24 protein-coding genes are annotated in these 23160 nt (G+C 63.3%); 11 read left to right on the forward strand and 13 right to left on the reverse strand.

The window, feature by feature from the left end; translation table 11 throughout:
• Window positions 1-62: 62 nt before the first annotated feature.
• From IGB42_RS16400 to IGB42_RS16425, 6 genes are all read left to right on the forward strand, one after another.
• Window positions 63-620: a YbhB/YbcL family Raf kinase inhibitor-like protein gene (locus tag IGB42_RS16400; RefSeq protein WP_159673631.1), complete on the forward strand. Its 558-nt coding sequence runs from the start codon at window positions 63-65 to the stop codon at window positions 618-620.
• 614 nt (window positions 621-1234) lie between these two features.
• Window positions 1235-1999 carry a TSUP family transporter gene (locus tag IGB42_RS16405; RefSeq protein WP_159673633.1) on the forward strand — a complete coding sequence of 255 codons (765 nt, stop codon included), beginning with the start codon at window positions 1235-1237 and terminating at the stop codon, window positions 1997-1999.
• Window positions 2000-2172: 173 nt separating this feature from the next.
• Entirely contained in the window at window positions 2173-2478 is a 306-nt protein-coding gene (locus tag IGB42_RS16410) for a YkgJ family cysteine cluster protein (RefSeq protein WP_255461506.1), read from the forward strand.
• On the forward strand, window positions 2475-2939 hold the full coding sequence (locus IGB42_RS16415) for an EVE domain-containing protein (RefSeq protein WP_159673637.1): 465 nt from the start codon (window positions 2475-2477) through the stop codon (window positions 2937-2939). The genes IGB42_RS16410 and IGB42_RS16415 overlap by 4 nt, the downstream gene beginning before the upstream one ends.
• A 121-nt stretch (window positions 2940-3060) precedes the next feature.
• Window positions 3061-4044 carry a bile acid:sodium symporter family protein gene (locus IGB42_RS16420; protein WP_236822617.1) on the forward strand — a complete coding sequence of 328 codons (984 nt, stop codon included), beginning with the start codon at window positions 3061-3063 and terminating at the stop codon, window positions 4042-4044.
• Window positions 4041-4838 (forward strand): sulfite exporter TauE/SafE family protein, encoded by a 798-nt coding sequence (locus IGB42_RS16425; RefSeq protein WP_159673639.1) that lies wholly within the window; start codon window positions 4041-4043, stop codon window positions 4836-4838. Before IGB42_RS16420 ends, IGB42_RS16425 begins: the two co-directional genes overlap by 4 nt.
• 1 nt (window position 4839) lies before the next feature.
• Here the strand turns inward: IGB42_RS16425 and IGB42_RS16430 are convergent, their stop codons facing one another.
• On the reverse strand, window positions 4840-5454 hold the full coding sequence (locus IGB42_RS16430) for a hemolysin III family protein (protein ID WP_159673641.1): 615 nt from the start codon (window positions 5452-5454) through the stop codon (window positions 4840-4842).
• A gap of 122 nt (window positions 5455-5576) precedes the next feature.
• The gene (locus IGB42_RS16435; protein ID WP_159673643.1) at window positions 5577-6518 is read right to left on the reverse strand and encodes a carbohydrate kinase family protein; all 942 of its coding nucleotides are present in this window, start codon (window positions 6516-6518) and stop codon (window positions 5577-5579) included.
• Window positions 6519-6747: 229 nt separating this feature from the next.
• Here IGB42_RS16435 and IGB42_RS16440 point away from each other — a divergent pair, with 229 nt between their 5' ends.
• Window positions 6748-7974, forward strand: coding sequence for a GGDEF domain-containing protein (locus IGB42_RS16440; protein ID WP_159673645.1), 1227 nt, complete (start codon window positions 6748-6750; stop codon window positions 7972-7974).
• 84 nt (window positions 7975-8058) lie between these two features.
• Here the strand turns inward: IGB42_RS16440 and IGB42_RS16445 are convergent, their stop codons facing one another.
• Window positions 8059-8937: a phosphoribosylaminoimidazolesuccinocarboxamide synthase gene (locus IGB42_RS16445; RefSeq protein ID WP_159673647.1), complete on the reverse strand. Its 879-nt coding sequence runs from the start codon at window positions 8935-8937 to the stop codon at window positions 8059-8061.
• A gap of 117 nt (window positions 8938-9054) precedes the next feature.
• On the opposite strand from IGB42_RS16445, the gene IGB42_RS16450 reads away from it, so the two are divergent.
• Entirely contained in the window at window positions 9055-9393 is a 339-nt protein-coding gene (locus IGB42_RS16450; RefSeq protein ID WP_159673649.1) for a DUF2185 domain-containing protein, read from the forward strand.
• Window positions 9394-9662: 269 nt separating this feature from the next.
• On the forward strand, window positions 9663-12239 hold the full coding sequence (locus IGB42_RS16455; RefSeq protein ID WP_159673651.1) for a hypothetical protein: 2577 nt from the start codon (window positions 9663-9665) through the stop codon (window positions 12237-12239).
• 79 nt (window positions 12240-12318) lie between these two features.
• Here the strand turns inward: IGB42_RS16455 and IGB42_RS16460 are convergent, their stop codons facing one another.
• From IGB42_RS16460 to purE, 5 genes are all read right to left on the reverse strand, one after another.
• Window positions 12319-13044, reverse strand: coding sequence for a GNAT family N-acetyltransferase (locus IGB42_RS16460; protein ID WP_159673653.1), 726 nt, complete (start codon window positions 13042-13044; stop codon window positions 12319-12321).
• Between the two features lie 79 nt (window positions 13045-13123).
• Window positions 13124-13822 (reverse strand): DNA alkylation repair protein, encoded by a 699-nt coding sequence (locus tag IGB42_RS16465; protein ID WP_159673655.1) that lies wholly within the window; start codon window positions 13820-13822, stop codon window positions 13124-13126.
• Window positions 13823-13840: 18 nt separating this feature from the next.
• Window positions 13841-14983: a 5-(carboxyamino)imidazole ribonucleotide synthase gene (locus IGB42_RS16470; RefSeq protein WP_174764226.1), complete on the reverse strand. Its 1143-nt coding sequence runs from the start codon at window positions 14981-14983 to the stop codon at window positions 13841-13843.
• The gene (locus IGB42_RS16475; RefSeq protein WP_159673657.1) at window positions 14983-15246 is read right to left on the reverse strand and encodes a hypothetical protein; all 264 of its coding nucleotides are present in this window, start codon (window positions 15244-15246) and stop codon (window positions 14983-14985) included. Before IGB42_RS16475 ends, IGB42_RS16470 begins: the two co-directional genes overlap by 1 nt.
• A gap of 33 nt (window positions 15247-15279) precedes the next feature.
• The gene (gene purE, locus IGB42_RS16480; protein WP_159673659.1) at window positions 15280-15765 is read right to left on the reverse strand and encodes a 5-(carboxyamino)imidazole ribonucleotide mutase; all 486 of its coding nucleotides are present in this window, start codon (window positions 15763-15765) and stop codon (window positions 15280-15282) included.
• A gap of 306 nt (window positions 15766-16071) precedes the next feature.
• Between purE and IGB42_RS16485 the strand changes: the two genes are divergently transcribed.
• The gene (locus tag IGB42_RS16485; RefSeq protein WP_159673661.1) at window positions 16072-17154 is read left to right on the forward strand and encodes an MCP four helix bundle domain-containing protein; all 1083 of its coding nucleotides are present in this window, start codon (window positions 16072-16074) and stop codon (window positions 17152-17154) included.
• 34 nt (window positions 17155-17188) lie between these two features.
• Here the strand turns inward: IGB42_RS16485 and IGB42_RS22570 are convergent, their stop codons facing one another.
• The 4 genes from IGB42_RS22570 to IGB42_RS16500 all read right to left on the reverse strand — a co-directional run bounded on the left by IGB42_RS22570 (window position 17189) and on the right by IGB42_RS16500 (window position 20536).
• Entirely contained in the window at window positions 17189-17770 is a 582-nt protein-coding gene (locus tag IGB42_RS22570; RefSeq protein WP_159673663.1) for a sugar O-acetyltransferase, read from the reverse strand.
• Between the two features lie 70 nt (window positions 17771-17840).
• The gene (locus tag IGB42_RS22575; protein WP_304505766.1) at window positions 17841-19358 is read right to left on the reverse strand and encodes a methyl-accepting chemotaxis protein; all 1518 of its coding nucleotides are present in this window, start codon (window positions 19356-19358) and stop codon (window positions 17841-17843) included.
• Between the two features lie 21 nt (window positions 19359-19379).
• Window positions 19380-19508, reverse strand: a complete 129-nt coding sequence (locus IGB42_RS22460) for a hypothetical protein (protein ID WP_255461507.1) — start codon at window positions 19506-19508, stop codon at window positions 19380-19382.
• Between the two features lie 119 nt (window positions 19509-19627).
• Window positions 19628-20536 (reverse strand): DMT family transporter, encoded by a 909-nt coding sequence (locus IGB42_RS16500; protein ID WP_159673665.1) that lies wholly within the window; start codon window positions 20534-20536, stop codon window positions 19628-19630.
• 289 nt (window positions 20537-20825) lie between these two features.
• Between IGB42_RS16500 and IGB42_RS16505 the strand changes: the two genes are divergently transcribed.
• Window positions 20826-22019, forward strand: coding sequence for a benzoate/H(+) symporter BenE family transporter (locus IGB42_RS16505; protein WP_159673667.1), 1194 nt, complete (start codon window positions 20826-20828; stop codon window positions 22017-22019).
• 125 nt (window positions 22020-22144) lie between these two features.
• Here IGB42_RS16505 and IGB42_RS16510 read toward each other — a convergent pair whose 3' ends face one another.
• Window positions 22145-23101: a LysR family transcriptional regulator gene (locus IGB42_RS16510; protein ID WP_159673669.1), complete on the reverse strand. Its 957-nt coding sequence runs from the start codon at window positions 23099-23101 to the stop codon at window positions 22145-22147.
• Window positions 23102-23160: the final 59 nt, after the last annotated feature.

Raw genomic sequence — 23160 nt, forward strand, 5'->3', positions numbered from 1 at the left:
CGGGGCCACAGGCCGGCCACGGCGCTTTTAGCATGGAGGGGTTACTTCACAGGAGCCCCACCATGAAACCGACCCGATTCATCCGCCATGCCATCGCCGCGACTTTTCTGGCTGCCGGCTGCGCGCATGCCGCTGATTTCAGCTTGAGCAGCCCGGATGTTGCCGATGGCAAAACCATGAACGTGCAGCAGGAGTTTTCCGGTTTTGGCTGCAGCGGCGTCAATATCTCGCCCGCGCTCAGCTGGACAAACGCCCCGGCCGGCACCAGGGGTTTTGCCGTCACCGTATACGACCCGGACGCACCCACCGGCAGCGGCTGGTGGCACTGGGTGGTGGTGAACATCCCCGCCGATACAAGTGGCCTGGCGCATGGCGCGGGCAGCGGCAAAGCGGACCTGCCTGCCGGCAGCCTGCAAACCCGTACCGATTATGGCCAACCCGGCTTTGGCGGCGCCTGCCCGCCCAAGGGCGACAAGCCGCATCGCTACATCTTCACCGTGTATGCGCTCAAGACTGCCAAGCTGGATGTGAAACCCGAGAGCTCTGCGGCAGAGGTGGGCTTCAACCTGCATTTCAACACTTTGGGCAAGGCCAGCCTGACCGCGCTGTACGGGCGTTGAGCGCCTGATTTCACGTTTCTCCGTTACCTGTCGGGTAATCGGCATCAGGAACCCGGCCAAGCCGGGTTCTCACCGGTTCTGGCGAATGAAACATCGGCGCTACCTGTTCGATTCCACACCCCCCGCCCTCGCCGCCGCGAGGGAGCCGCGCTGTCGCTCGTCAGTGGCACGAATTGAGTCCTGTTGAACGGAAGCCTTTGCACATGACGGACTTCGGGGCCTGTTGCTACTCTGACGCCATTATCGCTGATCAACCGGCATCAGCGAACCCTGCCAAGCCGGGTTCTCACCGGTTCTGGCGAGCTACCTGTTCGATTCCACACCCCCCGCCCTCGCCGCCGCGAGGGAGCCTCGCTGTCGCTCGTCAGCGGCTCGAATCGCGTTTTCTGGACTTGGATACTCGGGCCACCTGAAGCTGTCGGCCCTCCGAGGTCGTTATCTGCGGAGCATCCGGCATCAGCAACCGGCCAAGCCGGTTTTTTTCTGTTCTGACGAGCGGGACCGCAGGCAGAGATGGGCTGGGCAGTCTGCCAACACTTGACCTGAGTGTTTCTCCGACTGGCCGGCTTGCGCGTTACGCGGCATGCTGGCGGCAAATCAATGCCGGAATACCCATGCCGCACGAACTCCTGCTGTTGTTGCCACTGGCTTTTGCTGCCGGGCTTGTCGATGCCGCCGTGGGCGGTGGCGGACTGATCATGGTGCCGGGGCTGTTTGCGGTGTTTCCACGCGAAACTCCGGCCGCGCTGATGGGCACCAACAAGTTTGCCGCCATCATGGGCACTGCATCGGCCACCGTGCGCTATGCACGGCAGGTGAAGCTGGATTGGCACATCCTGCTGCCGTCGGCGCTGGCGGCATTTTGCGGCTCGTATGCCGGTGCGCGGGTGATCCACCTGCTGCCAGCGTCGTCAGTGCGCCCGCTGGTGATCGGCCTGCTGCTGGTGATGCTGGTGTATACGTGGTTCAAACCGGCTTTCGGCAGTGAAGACGCCGGCCGGCCGTTGACGCGGCGCGATCTGTACGTGGGGCTGGCCATTGGCGCGGCCATCGGTTTCTACGACGGGTTTTTCGGCCCCGGCACCGGTTCCTTTTTGATTTTCCTGTTCATCCGGTTTTTCCATTTCGATTTCCTGCGGGCGTCCGCCTCGGCCAAGGTGGTGAACCTGGCAACCAACCTGGCGGCGCTGGCATTCTTCGTGCCGGCCGGCATGGTGTATTTCAGCTACGCGATCCCGATGGCGGTGGCCAATATCGCTGGTGCGCAGGTGGGCAGCCGCATGGCGCTCAAGGGCGGCAACCTGTGGATACGGCGCTTGTTCATCGTACTGGCGCTGGTGCTGCTGGCCAGGTTGATCTGGCAGACGCTGGCGGGGTAGGGGGGCCCGGTAGCGCATGCTGGCTGCGTTGTGCAGCCGGCCAAGTCAGGTTGTTTATCGCTGGTCGCATCTTGTCGGCCACACCTCGCCGGCCGCACCTCGCCGGCCGCACCCTCCCACACCGTTTGTTAGCTGCCCGGGGCGCTGGCGCATGCATGCCGTACACTGCGGCCATGAGCCCAGCCACCGATACCCTGTCCTGTAGTAGCTGCCGTGCGTGCTGCTGCCAGCTTGAAGTGATGCTGATGGCAGGCGATGATGACGTGCCGCCGCAATTCATCGAACAGGATGCATGGGGCGGCGAAGTGATGCTCAGGCTGGACGACGGCTGGTGTGCGGCGCTCAATCGCAAGACCATGATGTGCTCGATCTACACCGTGCGCCCGCTGATCTGCCGCGAGTACGAACTGGGCGACCACGATTGCCTGGAGCAACGCAAACGCATCCCCATCCTGTCGCTGCCGAGGGAGCAGGCATGACCACCCAGCACCTATACTGGTTGATGAAATCCGAACCCGACGATGTCAGCATCGATGACCTGCAGCGCACCGGCCACATAGGCTGGTATGGCGTGCGCAACTACCAGGCGCGCAACTTCATGCGCGACGGCATGCAGGTGGGCGATGGCGTGCTGTTCTACCACTCCAGCTGCGCGCAGCCCGGCGTGGCCGGCTTTGCCGAGGTCAGCAAGCTGGCCTACCCGGATCCGACGCAGTTCGATGCGGAATCAAAGTATTTCGATCCCAAATCCGCCGTCGAAAAACCGCGCTGGCAACAAGTGGACGTGCGCTTCATCGCCAAGACGCGCATCCTGCCGCTGGAGGAAATGCGCCGTTACCCGGAGCTGGCCGGCATGCAGGTGCTGAAAAAAGGCAACCGGCTGTCGATCACGCCGGTGACGGCCAGCGAGTGGTCATTCATCCAGTCGCTACTGGGCTAACAGCCGGGCGAAGAGCCGTTACAAAATCCCGCTGGTGTACTGTTCGGGGGCGCCTCGCCGGCGCTGCATCAGGGCTGGCCATACTTGGCGGCATGTGTTCCAGCCTTTATGCTTGCCGGCTATGTTGAAGCTTCCATTCAGAATCGACGGCTTTTTGCTGTCCATGCTTTGCGCGGTGGCGCTGGCGCTCGTCTACCCGGCCATCGGTACCAGCGACGGCCCGCTGCATCTGGGCGTGGCCACCACGCTGGGCGTATCGGTGGTGTTCTTCCTGCATGGCGCGGCGCTATCGCGGCAGAGCATGCGGGCGGGCGTATCCAACTGGCGGCTGCATGCATTCATCCAGACCACCACCTATGTCGTTTTCCCGCTGATCGGCATCTGCCTCGTGCTGGCGGTGCAGGGCATCCTGCCGCCTGATCTGGTGCTGGGCATTTTCTACCTGTGTGCGTTGCCATCGACCATTTCCTCGTCGGTGGCGATGACCAGCCTGGGACGCGGCAACGTGCCGGGGGCGATTTTCAATGCCTCGCTGTCCAACCTGGTGGGCATGCTGGCCACGCCGCTGCTGATCGGGCTGATGGTCAGCACCGGCAGCACGCATATGCCGCTGGGCAAGGCGGTGCTCGATATCGCGTTGCAGCTGCTGCTGCCGTTTGCGCTCGGCCAACTGCTGCGCCCCTTGCTGGCCGACTGGCTGGCCCGCAACAAGCCGGTGATCAGCAAGCTCGATCGCGCGGTGATCGTGCTGATCGTGTATTCGTCGTTCTGCGATTCCACCGCCGCCGGGCTGTGGCACAACTATGCATGGTGGATGCTGGCCGCCGTGTTCGTGCTGGTGGGCATCCTCCTGGCGGCCATCCTGTTCGGTACTACGCGCATCAGCCGTGCGCTGGGCTTCAGCCTGCCCGATGAAGTGGCCGCCGTGTTCTGCGGCTCGAAGAAAAGCCTCGCCAGCGGCATCCCCATGGCCAAGCTGCTGTTTGCCGGCCATCCGGGGCTGGGGCTGATCGTGCTGCCCATCATGTTCTATCACCAGTTGCAGCTGGTGGTGTGCTCCGTCCTGGCGCGGCGCTACGCGGCGCGGGCGGAGGGCCGCGCGTGATCACGGCGATTGCCGCGTGCATTGCGCTCGGCTGCGTTGCGGGTTTCCTGGCTGGTTTGCTCGGCGTGGGTGGCGGCCTCGTGATCGTGCCCGGGCTGCTGTTCGTATTCCACACGCTGGGCATCGGCGGCCCGCATCTGCAGCACCTGGCGCTGGGCACCTCGCTGGCCACCATCGTGTTCACGTCGGTGTCCAGCCTGAAAGCCCATCATGGCCGCGGCGCAGTGCGCTGGCAGGCATTCAGGACCATCGCACCCGGCATCGTCATCGGCACCTTTGCCGGCGCGCAAATGGCCGGCCTGTTCAGCAGTACCGGCCTGCAGTGGTTCTTCGTGGTGTTTGCCTATGTGATTGCCGCACAGATGTTGCTGGATGCCAAGCCGCGCGCGCACCGGCAGTTGCCGGGCGCAGTGGCTACCGGCGTGGCGGGCACGGTGATCGGTGCATTGTCGAGCTGGGTGGGCATAGGCGGCGGATCGCTGTCGGTGCCCTATCTGCTGTGGCACAACGTGCCGCTCAAAGAAGCGATTGGCACGTCTGCGGCGCTGGGCCTGCCCATCGCGCTGGCGGGCGGCATCGGCTACGTGGTCAGTGGCTGGAACGTGGCCGGCTTGCCGGCCGGCAGTGCGGGCTTTGTCTACCTGCCGGCATTGGCCGGCATCGTGGTTGCCAGCTTTCCGCTCGCCAGAGTGGGCGCTGCGGCCGCACACCGCTTGCCGGTGCCGGTGCTGAAGAAATGCTTTGCCGGCCTGCTGATCCTGCTGTCCAGCAAGATGCTCTATTCGCTGCTGTGATCTACACGTAGCGAAATATGCTGATGAACTGCGCAATGCTGCCACCCAGTACGAACAGGTGCCAGATGCCGTGCCCGTGTGGAATCTTCTCGTCGAAAATGAAGAAGATGATCCCCACCGTGTAGATCAGCCCGCCGCTGGCCAGCCACCACAGCCCCGCCGGGGGCAGCGCGGCAATCAGTGGCTGCATGGCAAACAGGATCAGCCAGCCCATGATCACGTAGATTGCCAGCGAGAAGAAGCGTGTTTTCTTGCCGATGAGGATTTCCTGCACGATGCCGATCACCGCCAGCGCCCAGTTCACGCCGAACAGCGTCCAGCCCCACGCGCCATGCAGCGTGACGAGGGCAAACGGCGTATAGCTGCCGGCAATCAGCAGGTAGATGGCGCAATGATCCAGCCGCTGGAATACCGCCTTGCCGCGCCCACGCAGCCAGTGGTACAGCGTGGAGGTGAGGTAGAGCAGGAACAGCGTGGTGCCGTAGACGGTCACGCTGACGATGCGCAGCGCGCCGCCGTGCATGCTGGCGTACACGATCAGCAATACCAGCCCGACCAGCGCCAGTACGCTGCCGATCAGGTGGGTGAGGGTATTCAAGCGTTCGCCGCGGTACATGCCGCTTTACCTGCATCAAGACTATCGAGCTCCCAGCCTACCCGCTGCCCCCGCCTTGCCGGAAGGAAATAATTGGCATGGCATAAGATTCACATCCGCCATGCCGGGTATCCCCGTCCCGCTCAGGCTGGCCAGGCTTCGCCGAATGCTGCCGCGTATTGCGCGCGGATCGATTCGGGGGTGAAGGTATGGTTCTGCGCGCCGCGCTGGGCAATTTTCAGCGAGCCCAGCAGGCTGGCCAGCCGGCCGGTCTGCGGCCAGCTCCAGCCGCGTGCAATGCCGTACAGCAGGCCGGCGCGGAATGCATCGCCGCAGCCGGTGGGATCGATCACCGCAGCGGCCGGCACCGCCGGGATATCGTGGCGTACGCCGCCCGCGTGGATCTGCGCGCCCTCGGCGCCCAGCGTGATCACCAGCGCTTTTACGCTGCCTGCCAGCTGCTCGAGCGTCAGACCGGTCTTCTGCATCACCATTTCGGCTTCGTAATCATTCAGCGTCAGGTAATCGGCCAGGTCGATCAGGCGCAGCAGCTCGGCGCCATCGAACATCGGCAGGCCCTGGCCCGGATCGAAAATGAACGGAATGCCGGCGGCGGCAAACTGTTCGGAATGCTCGACCATGCCCTGCTTGCCGTCCGGCATCACGATGCCCAGCTTGATGTCGCGCGGCGCGTCGGCCACGCGCTGGAAGTGTGCAAAGCTCATCGCGCCCGGGTGGAAGGCGGCGATCTGGTTGTCGTCGAGGTCGGTGGTGATGAAGCACTGGCCGGTGAAGTGCTCGTCCAGCACCTTGATGCCGTCGCGGGTGATGCCCAACTGGTCGAGGTGCGCCGCGTACGGGGCGAAATCGCTGCCGGCGGTGGCGTAGATCACCGGTTCATCGCCCAAGAGTTGCAGCGAATAACCGGTGTTGCCCGCGCAGCCGCCAAACTCGCGGCGCATTTCCGGCACCAGGAACGACACCGACAGCATGTGGATCTTGTCCGGCAGGATGTGGTTCTTGAAGCGGTCCGGAAAGACCATGATGTTGTCGTAGGCGAGCGAACCGCAAATCAGGACGGACATGAGCTGAGTCTCTGTTTAAGATGGTGGAAAACGGGCATTGCAAGCCGCAAACGGGCATGCAGTAAAAAGCCGATGCGGCTATTTACCCCGGTTTTGTGATTTTCGCTACACATTCTGTCATGTTGCAGCGCCGCTGATCGGCCAGAATCACCGGCTGAACGGATAGGATGAAAGTTATATGACTGCACTGGTAATGTTTCCACTTCGTAAATCTGTGTAACAAAAACGCATGTTCGAGATAGCACCAGTACTTACCTGCGTGATGGCCGTCCTGGCGTTTGTCAGCTTTGCAATGCTGAGCACCAGTCATCCCGAGCAGGGCCTGACCATGCTGACGCTGAGCGCAGTGGCAGGGGTGCTGGCCGCCGGTCTTTCGGGGTTTGCGCCGCTGTGGCTGGCCATCGGCGCGTGGGCGCTGACCGAGGCCATGCTGTTCTACGCCGGCCGTGATTACTATGCGATCAAGCAGAATGCGTTGCCGGTGGTCATCCCGCCGTTGCTGGCCATGCTGGCAGCCGCTGCACTGGCGTTCTTCGGTTTCGGCCCGGCTGCACAGCTGATCTGCCTGGGTGTGGTCAGCCTGCCGCTGACCTTGGCGCGGGTGCTGACGCTGCTGCGCGCCGGTGGCGAGGAAAGCACGCCACGGTTGGCACTGATTGCGGTACAGCTGTCGTATGCGGTGTACTGGCTGGTGGCGATGACATTGCCGCTGACCGGCGATGGCCTGGGTACGGCGCTGATGTTGAGTGCACCGGCACAAATCCTGCTGCTGCACGCGTTGCTGTGGCCGCAACTGCATTCATTGCGCCTGCGCAACCGCATCAACCGGCTGGCACGCTTCGATGCACTGACCGGCCTGCTCAACCGCCGTGGCTTTGAAGAGGCAGTGCACCGTGAGCTGCGGCGCGGCAATCGCCAGAACGGCATCTACGCGCTGATCCTGATCGATTACGACCGCTTCCGCGCCATCAACGCGCGCTATGGCCATGCCGCCGGTGATCTGGTCATCCAGCACGGCGTGAAGTACCTGCGCATGATGCTGAACAACGAACGCGCGGTGATCGGCCGCGTGGGTGGCGATTCCTACGGCGTGCTGTACCCGTGCGAAGACGGCCACGATGCCCGCCAGTGGCTGGTGGATGTGCGCGAACAGATGCGCGAGTGGAGCGTGGATTGCGGCGAGATGTCGATTCCGGTTTCCGCCAGTGCCAGCCTTGCCATGTATCCGCACGAAGGCGGTGATTTCGAAGCGCTGTACCGCGTGGCCACGCGTCAGCTGGTACAGGTGCAGGGCCCAGGCGCGGCATTGATTTCCACGCTGAACATGGAAGTCGAAGCAGCTGCGCCGCGTGCGCGGCAAGGCTACAACGAGCCCAACAAGCTACCCGGCATCGAGGTGAACTGGGCCGAGGAATGGGACCAGATGGGCAGCCTGCTCAGAAAAAAACCGGCGTAAACGCCGGTTTTTTCATGCCCGCAAACAGCGCCCATTGGAGCAGGCAGGCGCCAACCGGGCGGCATGTTACTGACGGCGGGCTGATCAGCCGGTGAGCTTTTCCAGCGCCTCGCGATACTTGGCGGCGGTCTTTTCCGCCACGTCCAGCGGTAGTGCCGGTGCTGGCGGGGTTTTGTTCCAGCCGGTGCTTTCCAGCCAGTCGCGCACGAACTGTTTATCGTAACTGGGCGGATTAGTGCCGGGCTGGTATTGATCGGCCGGCCAGAAGCGGCTGGAATCGGGCGTCAGCGCTTCATCCATCAGGCACAGCGTGCCGTTCTCATCCAGGCCGAATTCGAACTTGGTGTCACCGATGATGATGCCGCGCGTGGCTGCGTATTCGGATGCCTTCTTGTACAGCGCAATTGCGGTGGCGCTGACCTTGGCAGCCAGCGCCGCACCCAGGATGGCTTCGCACTGTGCGTATGAGATGTTCTCGTCATGGTCGCCTACTGCTGCCTTGGTGCTGGGCGTGAAGATCGGCTCGGGCAGCTTGTCTGCTTCCTTCAGGCCCGCCGGCAGCGCAATGCCGCACACGGTGCCCTGCGCCTTGTATTCCTTCCAGCCGGAACCGGCGATATAGCCGCGCACGATGGCTTCCACCGGCACCGGCTTCAGGCGCTTGCACACGACGGCGCGGCCTTCCACCTGCGGGCGGTCTGCGGCGCTGACCACGTCTTCCGGCTGATCACCGGTGAAGTGGCTGGGCACCACGTCCTTGAGTTTTTCAAACCAGAAATTGGAAATCGCGGTCAGGATCTTGCCCTTTTCCGGGATCGGCTCGGCCAGGATCACGTCGAACGCCGACAGGCGATCGGTGGCGATCATCAACATGCGCTGGTCGTCGATTTCGTACAGGTCACGGACCTTGCCGGAGTAGATTTTCTTGAGGCTGGTCAGATTGGTGGTGGTCAGGCCGGACATGGCGGCTCCTGCAGGTAAGTAGCTCAATCGTGCAATTGTATAACGGGACCGCCCAAGGTTCGACTTGCATTGCACGCCGCGAGTTGGCAGGCTGATCACACAATTCAGGAGACCGTCATGGCCAAGCACTTCAAACTCGCCCCGCATGAACTCAAGCCGCTGGTGGAGGGCTATGGGGATTGCTTTGCCACCGATCGCATCCTGGTCGACGGCGCGCCGGTGGGCTTCATGTACCGTGAGGAACCTGAAGACAAGGAAGACAGCGGCTGGCGTTTTCTGGCCGGCGATGAAAGCGACGAATACATGGATAACCCCAAGTATCTGGGCGTGTACAAAACCAACACGCTGGCCAATTACGACCCCACCATCGTGGCGTTGCTCGATTCGCCCGTAGGCAGCGCCTTCGAGCGCCTGCCCGATGGCGATGAGTTCTACGAGGTTGAAGACTGGGAGTGAGCGCCACGCATCTGGCGTCCATTGCTGCAGATTCGTAGTCGCAACAATCTGGCCAGGCTGGTTTTCCCGCGGCACGGTGAACGGGAACGGGAACGGGAACGGGAACGGGAACGGCCTGGCGTTCATTCAATCGCCTGCTGCCTGCATTGATCATTGAGCAGGCAGCGATGGCGCCTGCGGGTCATCGGTGCCTGCGGCGATGCGCGGTGATTGAGCTAAGGTGTATGAGTCGCCGGCCCATGCCCTTGGCGCACCCACGGAATTGCCTCATGCGCCTGATTGCCAGCTCCAGCCCGGTTACCCGCCTGCTCTGTATCCTGCTGGCAGTGATTTTGTCGTTCTCCGGCAACCTGGCCCGGGCGGATGATCAGCAGGCCACGGCGGCGGCAGTCGCGGCGCTGCTGTCGTACCCGCAAACCGTGCCGCCCGATAGCGATGGCTGGGGGCATGCGGTGCCAGAGGATTTTGCGCCGCTCGACGAACACGATGAAGCGACGCTGATCGACTGGCTGGATCAACAGCGGCAGCAGGGGGCTGATCTGAACGTGCTGGCGCATGGCGGTACGCTGTTGCACCATGCCATACGTGCTGGTATGAACGACACGGCGTTATGGCTGCTGGCAAATGGTGCTGATCCGCTCAAGGAAGGCGAGCACGATGCGCTTGAGCTGGCGCTTGTGTTCCGGCGGGACAAGGTGTTTCAGCGCCTGGTTACGATGCCCGGTATGCGTGATGCCTTGCGATCTGGCACGTCTCTCGCCTGGCACGCCGCACTGTCGCTACCGTGGAAGCAGGGTGCGGGCAAGCTGGCGCGGGTGCGAGTGCCGCTGCCGGCTGGGGAGCAGCAACGCCAAACCCTTAAGACGGCCGCCTTGCTCGCAGGCAATCTCTGGGTACTGCGCGTTTTGACCTCGCCTGATCCAGATGCCGCATTGCGGGACAAGCCGCGACGAGACGATGCAGAAGTGGTCGATGCTCGATTGCCACAGCCGCTAATGCCTGAGCTAATTGCCAATGCTCGCATGCCGGACGAGGTGGACTTGTTGTTCCGCCAGCATCTGCGCCGGCCATTTGGCGAAGTCGCCTTTGCGGGGCGTGTGGTGCGCGCTGCTTTGATGGCACCAAGACCCGTTGCATATCGCGTGCTCGAGCACCTGCCTGCTGGCGCGTTGGGCGCTGCCTTCCACGATGCCGATACGTTGGCTCGCTGGTGGGCTTGGTATACACGCTTGCCAGCATCTGACCAGGCAACGGTCATGATGCGCTGGGGCAAGCCCATGCTGGCCAACCCCGAAGCCATTCTCAATGCCAGCATGCAATCTGGTGCGACATGGTTTTACGGAGATGAACACAAGCAAGATAATGTTGCCTCAGCTTGGGGCAAATTGCTGGCTGGTTTGCACACGCCGCTGCCGCCAAGCGTGCAGGGCAAACTATGGATGTTCGTACCGCAGCAGCATCGGTTCACACTGCTCAAATTGGGGTATCGGCCGGATAGCGAGGAGTTGCGTCATTGGTTTGACCGTAACGATGTCGCCGTGATCAACGAATTCTGGCCTGTACTGCTGGCCCAGCGGCCTGAATGGCAGCAGCGTAGCTACGAGTTGCTATTCGCGCCGTTGCAAGACGGGTATTACCGTATCGTTGAGTCATATCTCTACGGCAAGGTGCTGCCGTTTACATCTGCAGCAGATGGTCCCAGCCATCCGTACCGCATCGAAGCGGGAAGCTGGTTGAGCGCATCCGATGCCACACGCCAGCTCTTGTTACAGCGAGGCTGGGTGACTCCACCGCCTGCGGTTGGCCCGCACCGCTTTGTCGCCGTGAGCCAAACGTGCAATTTTCGTCCGACACCGGCATGGCGACGTATGCTGGCTGACATGCCCGAACTGGGCCGCGACCGTCATGAACAGGTGTTCGACATTGACGCAGTGGTTCAAGTTACTTCCCCCGGCCAAGCTGAATGCTCACTGCTGGTTTGGGGTGGCAGTAGTGGCGGTAGGGATTTCATTGATGAAGACGGTTTTCATGGCCTGCGGCATTTCACGCCCTGCGTTGATGGCGACTATGCGATCGCCATGTTGAGTCTGAACGGTGATCAGATCGAAGTGCGACATCAGGAGAACGGGCTGCCTTATCCCGGCGATCTGATCGCGATTCAGGATATCAGCAGCGGTGCGTATTACTGGCTGGGCGGCCAGATCGCCACGGGTGGCTGTGGTCTGACGCCAGCGGTGTTGCTCCAGCCGGATACGCCAAAAACGCTGAAGGCGCTCCCACTGACCCACCCTGCAATGCAGGCATTGCAGATCCAATGCGGCGACCTTGTTCTGTCCGAATGTGTGAGTGCCCCCATCGCTGATGTCGGCCCCCGCCTGAGCCATACGATGAACGTGAATGAATTTGCCAATCAATACTGGCCTGTCGAGCATCAAGCCTTCGTTCAAGCGGCACTCGATGGAGATACCGGCAAGCTGACTGAACTACAGGCCGATGGGGTGTTTGGCAGTTGGCTGATCGATGCGCTGGCCGCGCTCAACACCTCTGACCTGCCCATATCTGAAAAACGTCGCCGCGTTGCCTGGTTATTGAAAGACCCTGTATTGCTGCACGGGGCGTTGCAGTCTCCTGCTTGGCAAGCGGTGGAGACAGAAGACAAACGGATGGAGGTCTGGATGGGCTTGCTTGACTGGTTGCCTGCAGAAGACTGGGATTCCATCATCCAGGAGGACAGTCAAGGGCTGGTGCATAGCCTGAGCGGTGTTGCTGCCGAGCGCCATAACAGAGCGCTGGCCTGCCGTCTTGCTGGCTCGATGGAGCAAACGTGTACGCTGCCAAAAGAGTGATAAAGTGCGATCTCGTCATCCCGCGGTTTTTTTGTGGGATGTGACCTTACTCAGGCCAGAATCGGATTGTGATGAGTTGCTATCGCGATAGCGCCAGTGCCGCCTGCGTCAGCACGGACAACGCCGTACGCTGGCTGCCAGCCGTATCGAAATTTTCCGGTGCCAGCCATTGCCGGTATGCGGCCTGCAGTGTGGGCCATTCGCCGTCGATGATGGAAAACCACGCGGTATCGCGTGAGCGGCCCTTGCTCACCGTGGCCTGGCGGAAGGTGCCCTCAAACAGGAAGCCCAGCCGTTCGGCCGCATTGCGCGATGGCTGGTTCAGCGCATTGCATTTCCACTCGTAGCGGCGGTAGCCCAGCGCGAACGCATTTTCCATCATCAGCACCATGGCGGCTGTGGCAAGGCGGTTGCGCTGCAGTGCCGGCGCGTAGCTGAGGTAGCCCACCTCGATACTGCCCGCTGCCGGCGCGATGCGCAGGTAGCCGGCCATGCCCAGCGGCAGTCCGCTGGTGGCATCGACGATGGCATACATCTGCGGATCGTTCAGCGGGGCGATTTCTGCCAGCCAGGCATGGAAGGGCGCGTATTCAGGCCAGGGGCCATTGGGCAGGTAGGTCCAGAGCGTGCCGGTACTGTCGGTGGCATAGGCATCGAACAGCGGCCGCGCATGCATGGCAGGATCGAGCGGCTCCAGCCGACAGCCGTAGCCCATCAGCACCGTACGTGGCGGGTGCAATGGGGGTACCCAGTTCTCGACCAGCGGGCCAATGGGTTGTCCGAATTCGTTGGTTTCTGCCAGCATCTTGCGCTCCATGGATATGCCATGACAATGCGCGCAGTCAGCTACTTCGCCCAGTGGCAGTCAGCACGGCGTGGCAGCGTTACAGATGCTTGGCCGCTTCGCGCAGCGACAACGGTGACAAGCTATGGCGCTCCCGTTCCAGAAAGCTGCGTACCGCAGCTGCATCGGTGCGCGCGTACTGGCGCAGCGCCCAGCCGATGGCTTTGCGGATGAAGAAATCGGGATGTGCGGCGTTGTCCGTGCAATAGCGGAACAACCGCTCGCTGTCGGTGGCGTGCTTGTAGCCCAACTGATGCAGGATGGCGGTGCGCTTGTCCCACAGCCGCTCGCCTGCGGCCCAGCCATCCATGATGGCGATCAGGTCGGGGTGGGTGCCCACCAGCGGGCCCACCACGCTGCCGGCCAGCCCGTCCACGCTATCCCACCACGCCTTGGCAGTGATCAGTTGTTCGATCACCGGTAGCGCGGCCGCACCCAGCAGCGCCGGGCGGTCTGCCAGCAGATCCACCGCGGCAATCTGGTATTCGCGCTCCGGCAGCTGCCAGAGCAGCTCTGCGGTGTGCAGGTAATCGCTGGCGGCAAACTGCACCCGCGCGGCGCGGATCAGCGGTGTGGAGATCAAGCGGCGTTGCGGTGCTTTCACGCCGGCAAACGCAAACTGGCCGCGTATATACGCGGCCATCGCCACTGCATGTGCGGGGTTCGCATGCGCGGCCAGGCCGGCTTGCAATGCAGCAACGAAACCGTGCGGGGTGAGCAGGGCTGGCGTTGCCGTCATTGCCGTGCCGGGCTGCGGCTAGCGCAGCGTGTCCTTGATGGCGTCGGCCTGCTCCAGCGCTTCATCCGCGCTGGCAGCCAGCACGTTGAAGTGGCCCATCTTGCGGCCGGCACGGGCTTCTTTCTTGCCGTACAGGTGCAGCTTCACGTTGGGCGCGGTCAGCAATACATCCCAGCGTGGCTCGCCGCCGTGTTCACCCCATACATCGCCCAGCAGGTTCACCATCACTGTCGGGCGCAGCAGATCGGTCTTGCCCGGGTACAGGTGGCACATGGTACGCACCTGCTGTTCGAACTGGCTGGTGAGCGTGGCATCGAGCGTGTAGTGGCCGCTGTTGTGCGGGCGCGGCGCCATTTCGTTGATCACGAGCTCATCATCTTCCAGCACGAAGAACTCCACCGCCAGCACGCCGACGTAATCGAGCTTTTCTGCCAGTTGCATCGCCATCTGCCGTGCACGTGCGGCAATGGCCGCATCCACGCGCGCCGGTACGATGGATACATCGAGGATGCCGTTGGCGTGCTCGTTTTCCGCGACCGGAAAACAGGCAATCTCGGTCTTGCTGGTCCGCGCGACGATGGCGGAAACCTCCGCCACCAGCGGCATCATTTTTTCCAGCACACAGGGCTGGTGCTTCAGGTCGGACAGCGCCAGGCGTGCCTCTTCCGCAGTCTTTACCCGTACCTGGCCCTTGCCGTCGTAACCGAGCCTGGCGGTCTTGAGGATGCCGGGCAGGTAGGCGCTGATATCGCCTTCCAGATCGCCCGCGTTGCTCACGGCCAGGAACGGCGCGGTAGCAAGGCCGGCGTTGCGGATGAAGTTCTTTTCGCTCACGCGGTCTTGTGCGATCGCCACGCAATCGCCGGACGGGCTGACCGGCACACCCTGCGCGGCCAGCCAGCGCATGCTGTCGGCGTTGACGTTTTCAAACTCGGTGGTGATGGCAGCACACGTGCGTGCCAGCTCGGCCAGTGCATCCGGATCGGTATACGGCCTGGCGATATGCACATCGGCAAAATCGGCGGCAGGCGCGCTCTGGTCCGGGTCGAGCACCGTCACGCGGTAGCCCATGGTCTTGGCTGCGGTGGCGAACATGCGGCCCAGCTGGCCGCCGCCCAGTATGCCCAGCATTGCAGGCGGCAAAATCGGCTTCACAGCCATCAGTCTTCCTTTGTGTGTCGGGCGCGCACCAGTTGCAGTTGCGCATAACCCCATAATCCCAGTCCGTAGAACAGGCCGGCTGCCAGCCCCAGTGGCCAGCCGGCCAGCACATGCTGCCAGTACGGGCCGGGGTCGTTCAGCATCACGGGCACCGCGCCGTACAGCAGGCAGAATGGCAGCCCCCAGCCCAGCGCGCCCCGCACCAGCAGGCAGCGCCAGAAGCCGGCGCGCCCGATGCGTTGCCAGCGCTCCAGTTCATCCATGACGGGTGTTCAGCATGATTGCCGGTGGCCGCATCAAACCGGCGGCAGTTCCATCGCCAGCACGGTCTGCTTCTGGCGCTCGCGGAAGTCTGCCAGCTTGCCGGCCAGCTCCGCATTGCCGTTGGCCAGCATGGCCACCGCAAACAGCGCGGCATTGGCGGCACCGGCTTCGCCAATGGCAAAGGTGGCAACCGGAATGCCCTTGGGCATCTGCACGATGGACAGCAGCGAATCCTCGCCACGCAGGTATTTGCTTGGCACCGGTACGCCCAGCACCGGCACGGTGGTCTTGGCGGCCAGCATGCCCGGCAGGTGGGCGGCGCCACCGGCACCGGCAATGATGGCCTGGATGCCACGGCTGGCGGCGGTTTCCGCGTATTCGAACAGCAGATCCGGCGTACGGTGTGCGGAGACGACCTTGCACTCGAACGCGATACCGTAGGCTTGCAGCTGCTCTGCAGCGTGCCGCATGACATCCCAGTCACTGTTGCTGCCCATTACCACGCCGACCTGAATCATGCGTACCACCCCAAAAAGCGTTGATTTTACCGAAGAAATTGCCGCTCTATAAAGCGCGTTGACGACCGCCCGACGGGCTGTGCCGGAAAATTAGAACATTAGCATTGACTGATGTTAAATCCTGCGCGATGATCAAGCTGTTGTCGCTCTACGGGTGACAAGACGTTTTGTTTCCATCTATCTCGCTTGCAGCCGGGCTTAGCCCGGCTTTTTTTTGCCCGCTCCAGCTTGCCAGCATGCTGCATGCGTTTGTCATTCTGCTGCAATCGCCGTGTCACCGAGGGTGATTAAGCTCCGAACGTCTAAATGAATCCGGGGTTTGCGATGGCCATCTTGCGGCTGACCATGGGGCAACGGCTGGGGCTGGGTTTTGCCGCGGTGATTGCATTGCTGGCGGTGATTACCGGCTACAGCTGGCACCAGATGGGCGAGTTGGAAGACCAGCTGCGCAACGTGGTGGTCGAAAACAACCGCCAGCTCGAAACCGTGCACCGGCTCAAGGAAGCCATCCTGGCCGAGGAGGGCTATCTGCTGCGATTGCTGCTGGCCGACCAGCCGGCCAAGGCACAAGCGCTTGCCAGGCAGGTGGATGCTGCGCACCGCAGCATCGCGCAATTGGGCCAGCAACTGGGTGGCGTGGAAACCGCGCAGGCCAAGGCGCAGCTGTTGCAGGCACTGGCTGGCTACAACGCGGAAGTGATGCAAATCCGCGACATGCTCGATATCCAGGACCGCTACGGCGCCACTACCGAAGTGAATATCGAACTGCGCCAGCAGCGTGCCGGCGTGTTCACGGTGCTGGATCACATGCTGGCCGAGCGCACTGCCATGGCCGCGCATGCGGTACAGCAAAGCACGGCCAGCGTGGCGGCGGCCCGCTACTGGCTGATCCTGCTGGGGGCGGCCACCGCGTTGATCGCCTTGCTGACCGCATGGCGCAGTACCCGCGCCGTGGTGCGCGATATCGGCCTCGATCTGGATGCTGCCGTCAGCCTGGCTGCTGACCTTGCTGCCGGGCGCCTGCGCCTTGCCATGCGGCGCAATGCGTTCCCCGCGGGCAGCATGATGGATTCGCTGCTGGCGATGCGTGACCGCATGATGGATGACTGGCGTTACCGCAAGACTGTGGCGGGTGCCGCAGCGATCAGCGGCCGCGACAAACTGGTGGACGGGCGCACGCGGCAGTTGCTGGTGCTGGTGGATGGCCAGCGCCCGCTGTCGACACTGATCGAAGTCTTCGGCGAAACCGCGTGGCCGCAACTGCGCGAACTCGAAGCGCTGGGCTTCATCGAGCGTGCTGAATTCGCCGCAGTACCGCTGCCGCCGGAACCCGCGCGCCCGCACGAGCCGGTGCACGAGGCAGCCGGGCTGGTGGCCGAGGCTGTCTAGGTGGCTACGGCAGCTGCGATCAGGTCTGCTCTGCTCAGGTATTGAGCTCGTACAACGTGGCCATGTCGGGCGGGTCCAGCTCGCGGATCACCTTGCACGGGTTGCCGGCGGCCAGCACACAGGCTGGTATATCCTTGGTCACTACGCTGCCTGCGCCGATCACGCTATGGTCGCCAATGGTCACCCCGGCGCAGATGATGGACGAAGCGCCGATCCACACGTTCTGGCCAATGGTGATGGGCGCCGCCCAGAATGCCCAGCGCTGGCGCTCGGTCGGGTCTACCGGGTGGGTGGCGGTCATGATCTGCACATTGGGGCCGATCAGCGTGTGCTCGCCGATGGTGATGGGGGCGCCACCGCCCAGTACCACATTGCTGTTGATGAATACCCGGCGGCCCAGGCGGATTTTCTGCCCGCCAGCCAGGCCCAGCGGTGCGGTCACCCACGCATCCTCGGCTTCGGCAAACATCTGTTTCAGCATTGCCTGGCGTTCTTCGCGACTCATTTCCTCGTGATTGAACCGATTGAGCAACTCGCGTTCGGCCTGCCAGTTGTTGCCGCCGCCCTGCTTGATGTCGTCGAAGCTGAAACGGATCACGCCTTCATGATATTCCATGCTGTTTCTCCCGGATTACGCCTTGCGAGGTTACCGCAGGATGACACGGCATTGCACGCATGCCGGGTATTCACAGCCGGAATTGCCCCAGGCCGCTGCGCACGCTGGCAGCCACCTGCTTGAGGTCATCGGCAAGCTCGGCAGTACGCTGGGTGATCTCGTTACCGGTATGCGCGGCCTGCACCAGTGCCTGCAATGCCGCTTCGATGCGGCTGCTGTTTTCTGCCTCATCGCGCAAGGCGCTGGCCATCTCGGTGACCTGGCGCGCGGCATCGCGCGTGGCATTGCTCACGCCCACGATGGCACTGCCGGCATCCCCCGCCAGCTGCAATCCATGATCGGCACGCTTGATCACCGCCTGCATGCCTTCCAGCGCAATGGTCTTGCTGCTTTGCATGTCGTTGATCATGCCCTGGATTTCGCCGGTGGCCTGGCCGGTACGCTCGGCCAGCTTGCGCACTTCATCGGCGACCACCGCAAAGCCACGGCCCTGCTCGCCGGCCCGCGCCGCTTCGATGGCGGCGTTGAGCGCCAGCAGGTTGGTCTGATCGGCAATCTCGCGGATTACACCGACGATGCCGGCAATGCGCCCCGTCTGCTCGATCAGGCTTTCCACCCGGCCCGAGGTATCGGCCAGTTGGGTGACGATGGATTGCATTTCGCCCGCAGAGCTGGCAACGATCTGGTTGCCGCTGGCGGCTTCGTCGGCCGAATGGCCGGCCAGTGCGGCAGCCGCATCGGCATGCCCGGCCAACTGGTTGATATGCGCAGCCAGTTGCTGCGTATCGCTGGCACTTTGCGTGACGCCGGCCACACGCCGTGCCGAATTGGCTGCCGCATCGCCGGCCAGCCGGCTCAGCTCGCCGCAATCCTTGTCGATCTGGTTGCTGTTGGCGGAAATGTCGCGGATCAGCTTGCTCAACTGATCCTGCATGCCAACGACCAGCGCCAGCAGCCGGCTGCCACTGCCCTGATGCGCCACCCGCGTGGCCAGGTCGCCCTGGCTGATCAATTCGGCCTGCGCGGCCACCAGGTATGAAACTTGGCGCTCGCTGCCCATGCGCGTGGCCAGCAGGCACAGCACGCCGGCTTCCACCACCACGAACACTGCGTGGATCACCACCAGCCCCAGGCTGTTCTGCCCGGCGGGGAAGGCAAACACCGGCATCTGCGCGGCCTGCAGCAGGCTGAATGCCACGTGGTGCACGGCGATCAGCGCGGCAGCAAACACGATGGGCCGCCAGTCGCGGTAATACAGCAAAAAGGCCAGCAGACAGAAAATGGAAAAGTGAAATTCCAGCATGCCGTGGCTCTGGTGGATCTGCAGCGCGGCAAACGCCATCAGCGCGGCGCTGCTGGCTAGGCGCACCAGCAGGCCCCCCGGCTGTGCCTGGTACAGCAGCAACGGCCCCACCAGTGCCGGCAGGCCGATCAGCAACGCCGACAGCCAGGTGCCGTGCCAGGCGGCCAGCCCCAGCGATACCACCAGCAGCCCGCCCAGCACCTGCAGCATGGTGCGGTCTGCCTGCGCGGCCGCTTCGCGCGTGCGCTGTTGCAGAATCTCGTCAAACGATGAAGTGGATGCCATAAGCCTGCCGGAAGAGGGGAATCAGCGCGTGCCGCAAATCAGCCCCAGCAGCGCATCCTGCCAGGCAAGGACGGCGAGAGCGGCAAGCAGATAGGCCAGCCAAAGGGCAAAACCCCAGCGGGCCAACGCGGTGGATGCTGCTGTTTCCATGGGTGATGAAAAGGGCCGGATTGACTATTGCTTAGCTATAGCTGACAAGCGTTGTGATCTCAATCTGCTTGTCACACCCCGGCCCGCAGCACGCAGATGCTGCCATGGGCCGGGCATCTTCACGATTTGCGGCTGACCAGAGTGACGCCGGCAAACACCACCGCCGCACCCAGCCATTGCACCACGCTCAGATGTTCATCCAGGATGCCCATGCTGAGCACGATGGTGATGATGGGGCCAAAGCTGCCCACCACCGCAGTGCGGCCAGCGCCGATGCGTGCCATCGCCATGCTCATCAGGTAGATGGGCAGTACGGTGGAAATCATTGCCATCACGCTGGCGTATGCATACACCGGCCACGGCTGGATCAGGTCAGCGATGGGCCGCGCAATCAGGAAATGCGCCAGCATCACGCCGGCCGATACCGTCAGTGCCATTTCGGTAAAGCGCATCGACCCCACGCGGGCGATCAGCGGCGGGCTCAGCGTGAGGTAAAGCGCAAACGCCACGTTGCTGCCGAACACCCACAGCAACCCCTGCAGATCGGCATGCGCGTTATGCAGGCCCGGCCACACCACCAGCGCTATGCCCACATAGGTGATGACCAGTGCCAGCGTGGTGCGCCGCGTGATGCGCGTGCGCAGGTACACCGCGGAGAACAGCACCGTCAGCGTGGGGTAGAGGTACAGCACCAGCCGCTCCAGGCTGGCACTGACCGTTTGCAGGCCGATGAAATCGGTGATGCTCGACAGGTAATAGCCCAGAAACCCCAGCAACAGCAGCCACGCATAATCGCGCTGCGCCACCGGCGTTGCAGCCGGGCGCCGCCACAGCAGACGCAAGGCACCCAGTACCACCAGGCTGCATAGCAGGCGCAACGTCAGCAGCGTGATCGCATCCACGCCGTGGCGATACGCCAGTTTGACGAACACGGCCTTGGTGGCAAAACCACTGGCGGCCAGGATGGCGAAGATCACGCCGATCTGTTCGTTGCTACGCGGTTCGGGGGCGGGTGGGGCGGATGTCATGCACGGCTCCTGATGATTGGGCGGGCCGCGATGGAAGGCTGGTTTGCTCGATACCACCGCAGCATTGCGGTGGCGTGCGCGCACGCTACCGCTGATGGGCTTTTAGCCACCAGACGGATTTGGCGTGGAGTGCATTGGCGCAGGTCATGCAACAAACGTAACGCGCTGGCGTGCTTTGCGTCAAGCTTGCGGGGGCGGCCACTGCGTAACGTCACGTACAGCCCTGCACGGTGTGCTGCCTGCACGGGCAAGCCGCTGTAACTGTGCGGTGGCGCGTTTGCCGCCCAGAATGAAAGCGATAATCGAACGGAAGCTGGTGATGCGCGTATTTCCCTTTTCTGCCGTGGTGGCGGGCTTTGTTACCGTGCTGGTGGGCTTTACCAGCTCGGCGGTGATCGTTTTCCAGGCGGCGCAGGCGCTGGGTGCCAGCCCGGCCGAAGTGGCATCGTGGATGTGGGCATTGGGACTCGCCATGGGGCTGAGCTGTATCGGGCTGTCGCTGCGCTACAAGGTGCCCATTGTCACCGCGTGGTCCACGCCGGGGGCGGCCATGCTGGTGACCAGCGTGGCGGGCGTGCCGATGGCCGAGGCGGTTGGCGCCTTCATGGTGTCCGCGCTGCTGATCGCGCTGGCCGGGTTCTCCGGCGTGTTCGAGCGAGCGATGGCACGGGTGCCGCTGGGGATGGCCTCCGCCATGCTGGCCGGCGTGCTGCTGCGTTTCGGCATGGGCGCATTCGGCGCACTGCAAACGCAGTTCGTGATGGTAGGCGCCATGCTGGCGATGTATCTGCTGCTGCGCCGGCTGCTGCCGCGCTATGCCATCGTCGGCGTGCTGGCCACCGGTATCGTCGTCGCTGCGCTGCAGGGGCAGCTGCATCTTTCTGGCGTGCATTTCGCGCTGGCCACGCCCGTATTCACTGTGCCGGCGTTGTCCTGGCATGCGCTGATCGGCGTGGCGCTGCCGCTGTTCGTGGTGACCATGGCATCGCAGAATATCCCCGGCGTGGCGGTGCTGCGCGCATCCTGTTACCACCCGCCCATTTCGCCGGTGATCGGCACCACCGGCGTGATCAACCTGCTGCTGGCGCCATTCGGCGCGTTTGCACTCAATCTTGCCGCCATTACCGCCGCCATCTGCATGGGGCCGGAAGCGCACGAAGATGCCAAAAAACGCTATCTGGCCGCCGTATCCGCCGGGGTGTTCTACTTGCTGGTGGGCATATTCGGGGCCACCGTGGGTGCGCTGTTCGCCGCCTTTCCCAAGGAACTGGTGCTGGCGGTGGCCGGCTTTGCGCTGATCAACACCATCGGCGGTGGCCTGCTGGCCGCAGTGCGCGATGAACACCAGCGCGAGCCGGCACTGATCACCTTCCTGGTTACCGCATCCGGGCTGACGCTGTTCGGGATCGGCGCGGCATTCTGGGGGCTGCTTGCCGGCGGCCTTGCCACCGTGGTGCTGCAGTATCGCCGGCAGGCCGCTTAGCGCGGTTAACAAAGCGCTGCGGGGCGCATTGTGCGGGGGCGTGTGAGTGCGGGGCGTACCGCACCTCGTCGGCCACACATCGTCGGCCGCACCTCGTCAGCATCGCTGCGTGATGCCCACCGTGCCTAGCCCGCCATCACCTCGACGGCATCCACCGCTTTTTCGCCCATGCGCTCGCGGAACAGCTCGCACAGCGAGCGGCGTATCCAGGCGTGGCGCAAGTCGTGCTGGTGGCGTGCATGCCAGAACAGCGAATAGCTGAGTGCCGGCAGCCGGATACCGGGCGCAGGCAGGATCACGAAGCCCATATGGGGCTGGTAGTGGCTGAGCAGGTGCGCGGGTGCGGTGATGATCAGGTCGGTGCGCGATACTACTTCCAGCGCCACCCAGAATTGCGGCGTCAGCAAGCCCACGCGCCGCTGGCGGCCGCTTGCCGCCAGTGCATCGTCGATACGGCCGCGCATATCGCTGCCCATCGACAGCTCCGCGTGCGGCCAGCTGCAGTAATTGGCAAACGTCAGGCCGCCGTGTTCAAGCAAGGGGTGACCCTGCCGCACCGCGCAAGCAAACTCATCGCGGAACACCAGCCGCTGGAATACACCCGGCGGCGCAGCGGGCGCAACGCCAAACGCCAGATCGGCACCGTTGTCGCCGATGTCCTGCAAGGTGGACGGGTTCCAGCCGGATACTTCCAGCGTCAGCCCCGGCGCCTGCTGCTCCAGCCGGATCAAGGCTTCGGGCAGCAGCGAGCAGATCGCGTTGCTGGTGACTGCCAGCCGGAAATGCCCGCAGGCCTGCTGCGGATTGAAGGCCACCGGTGCCAGCATCGCGTTGATCTGCCCCAGCACCTGCTTGAGCGGCGCGCGCAGGCCCTCGGTCCTGGCGGTGGGCACCATGCGGTTGCCGCTGCGGACGAACAGGGGATCGTTGAAAATGGCGCGCAGCCGCGCCAGCGAACGGCTCATTGCAGATTGTGTTACCCCCGCTGCATCGGCCGCCGCAGTCACGCTGCCATGGCGCAGCAACTGATCGAGCACCAGCAGCAGGTTGAAATCGATCTGGCTTAGCGCCGCGTTCTGCATGCTTGCCTCCGGTATGCGCATCCATTCATGGTAGGCGAATAAACCGCTGCGCAGTCATG

The organism is Andreprevotia sp. IGB-42, assembly GCF_009848685.1.
Classification (GTDB): Bacteria; Pseudomonadota; Gammaproteobacteria; order Burkholderiales; family Chitinibacteraceae; genus Andreprevotia.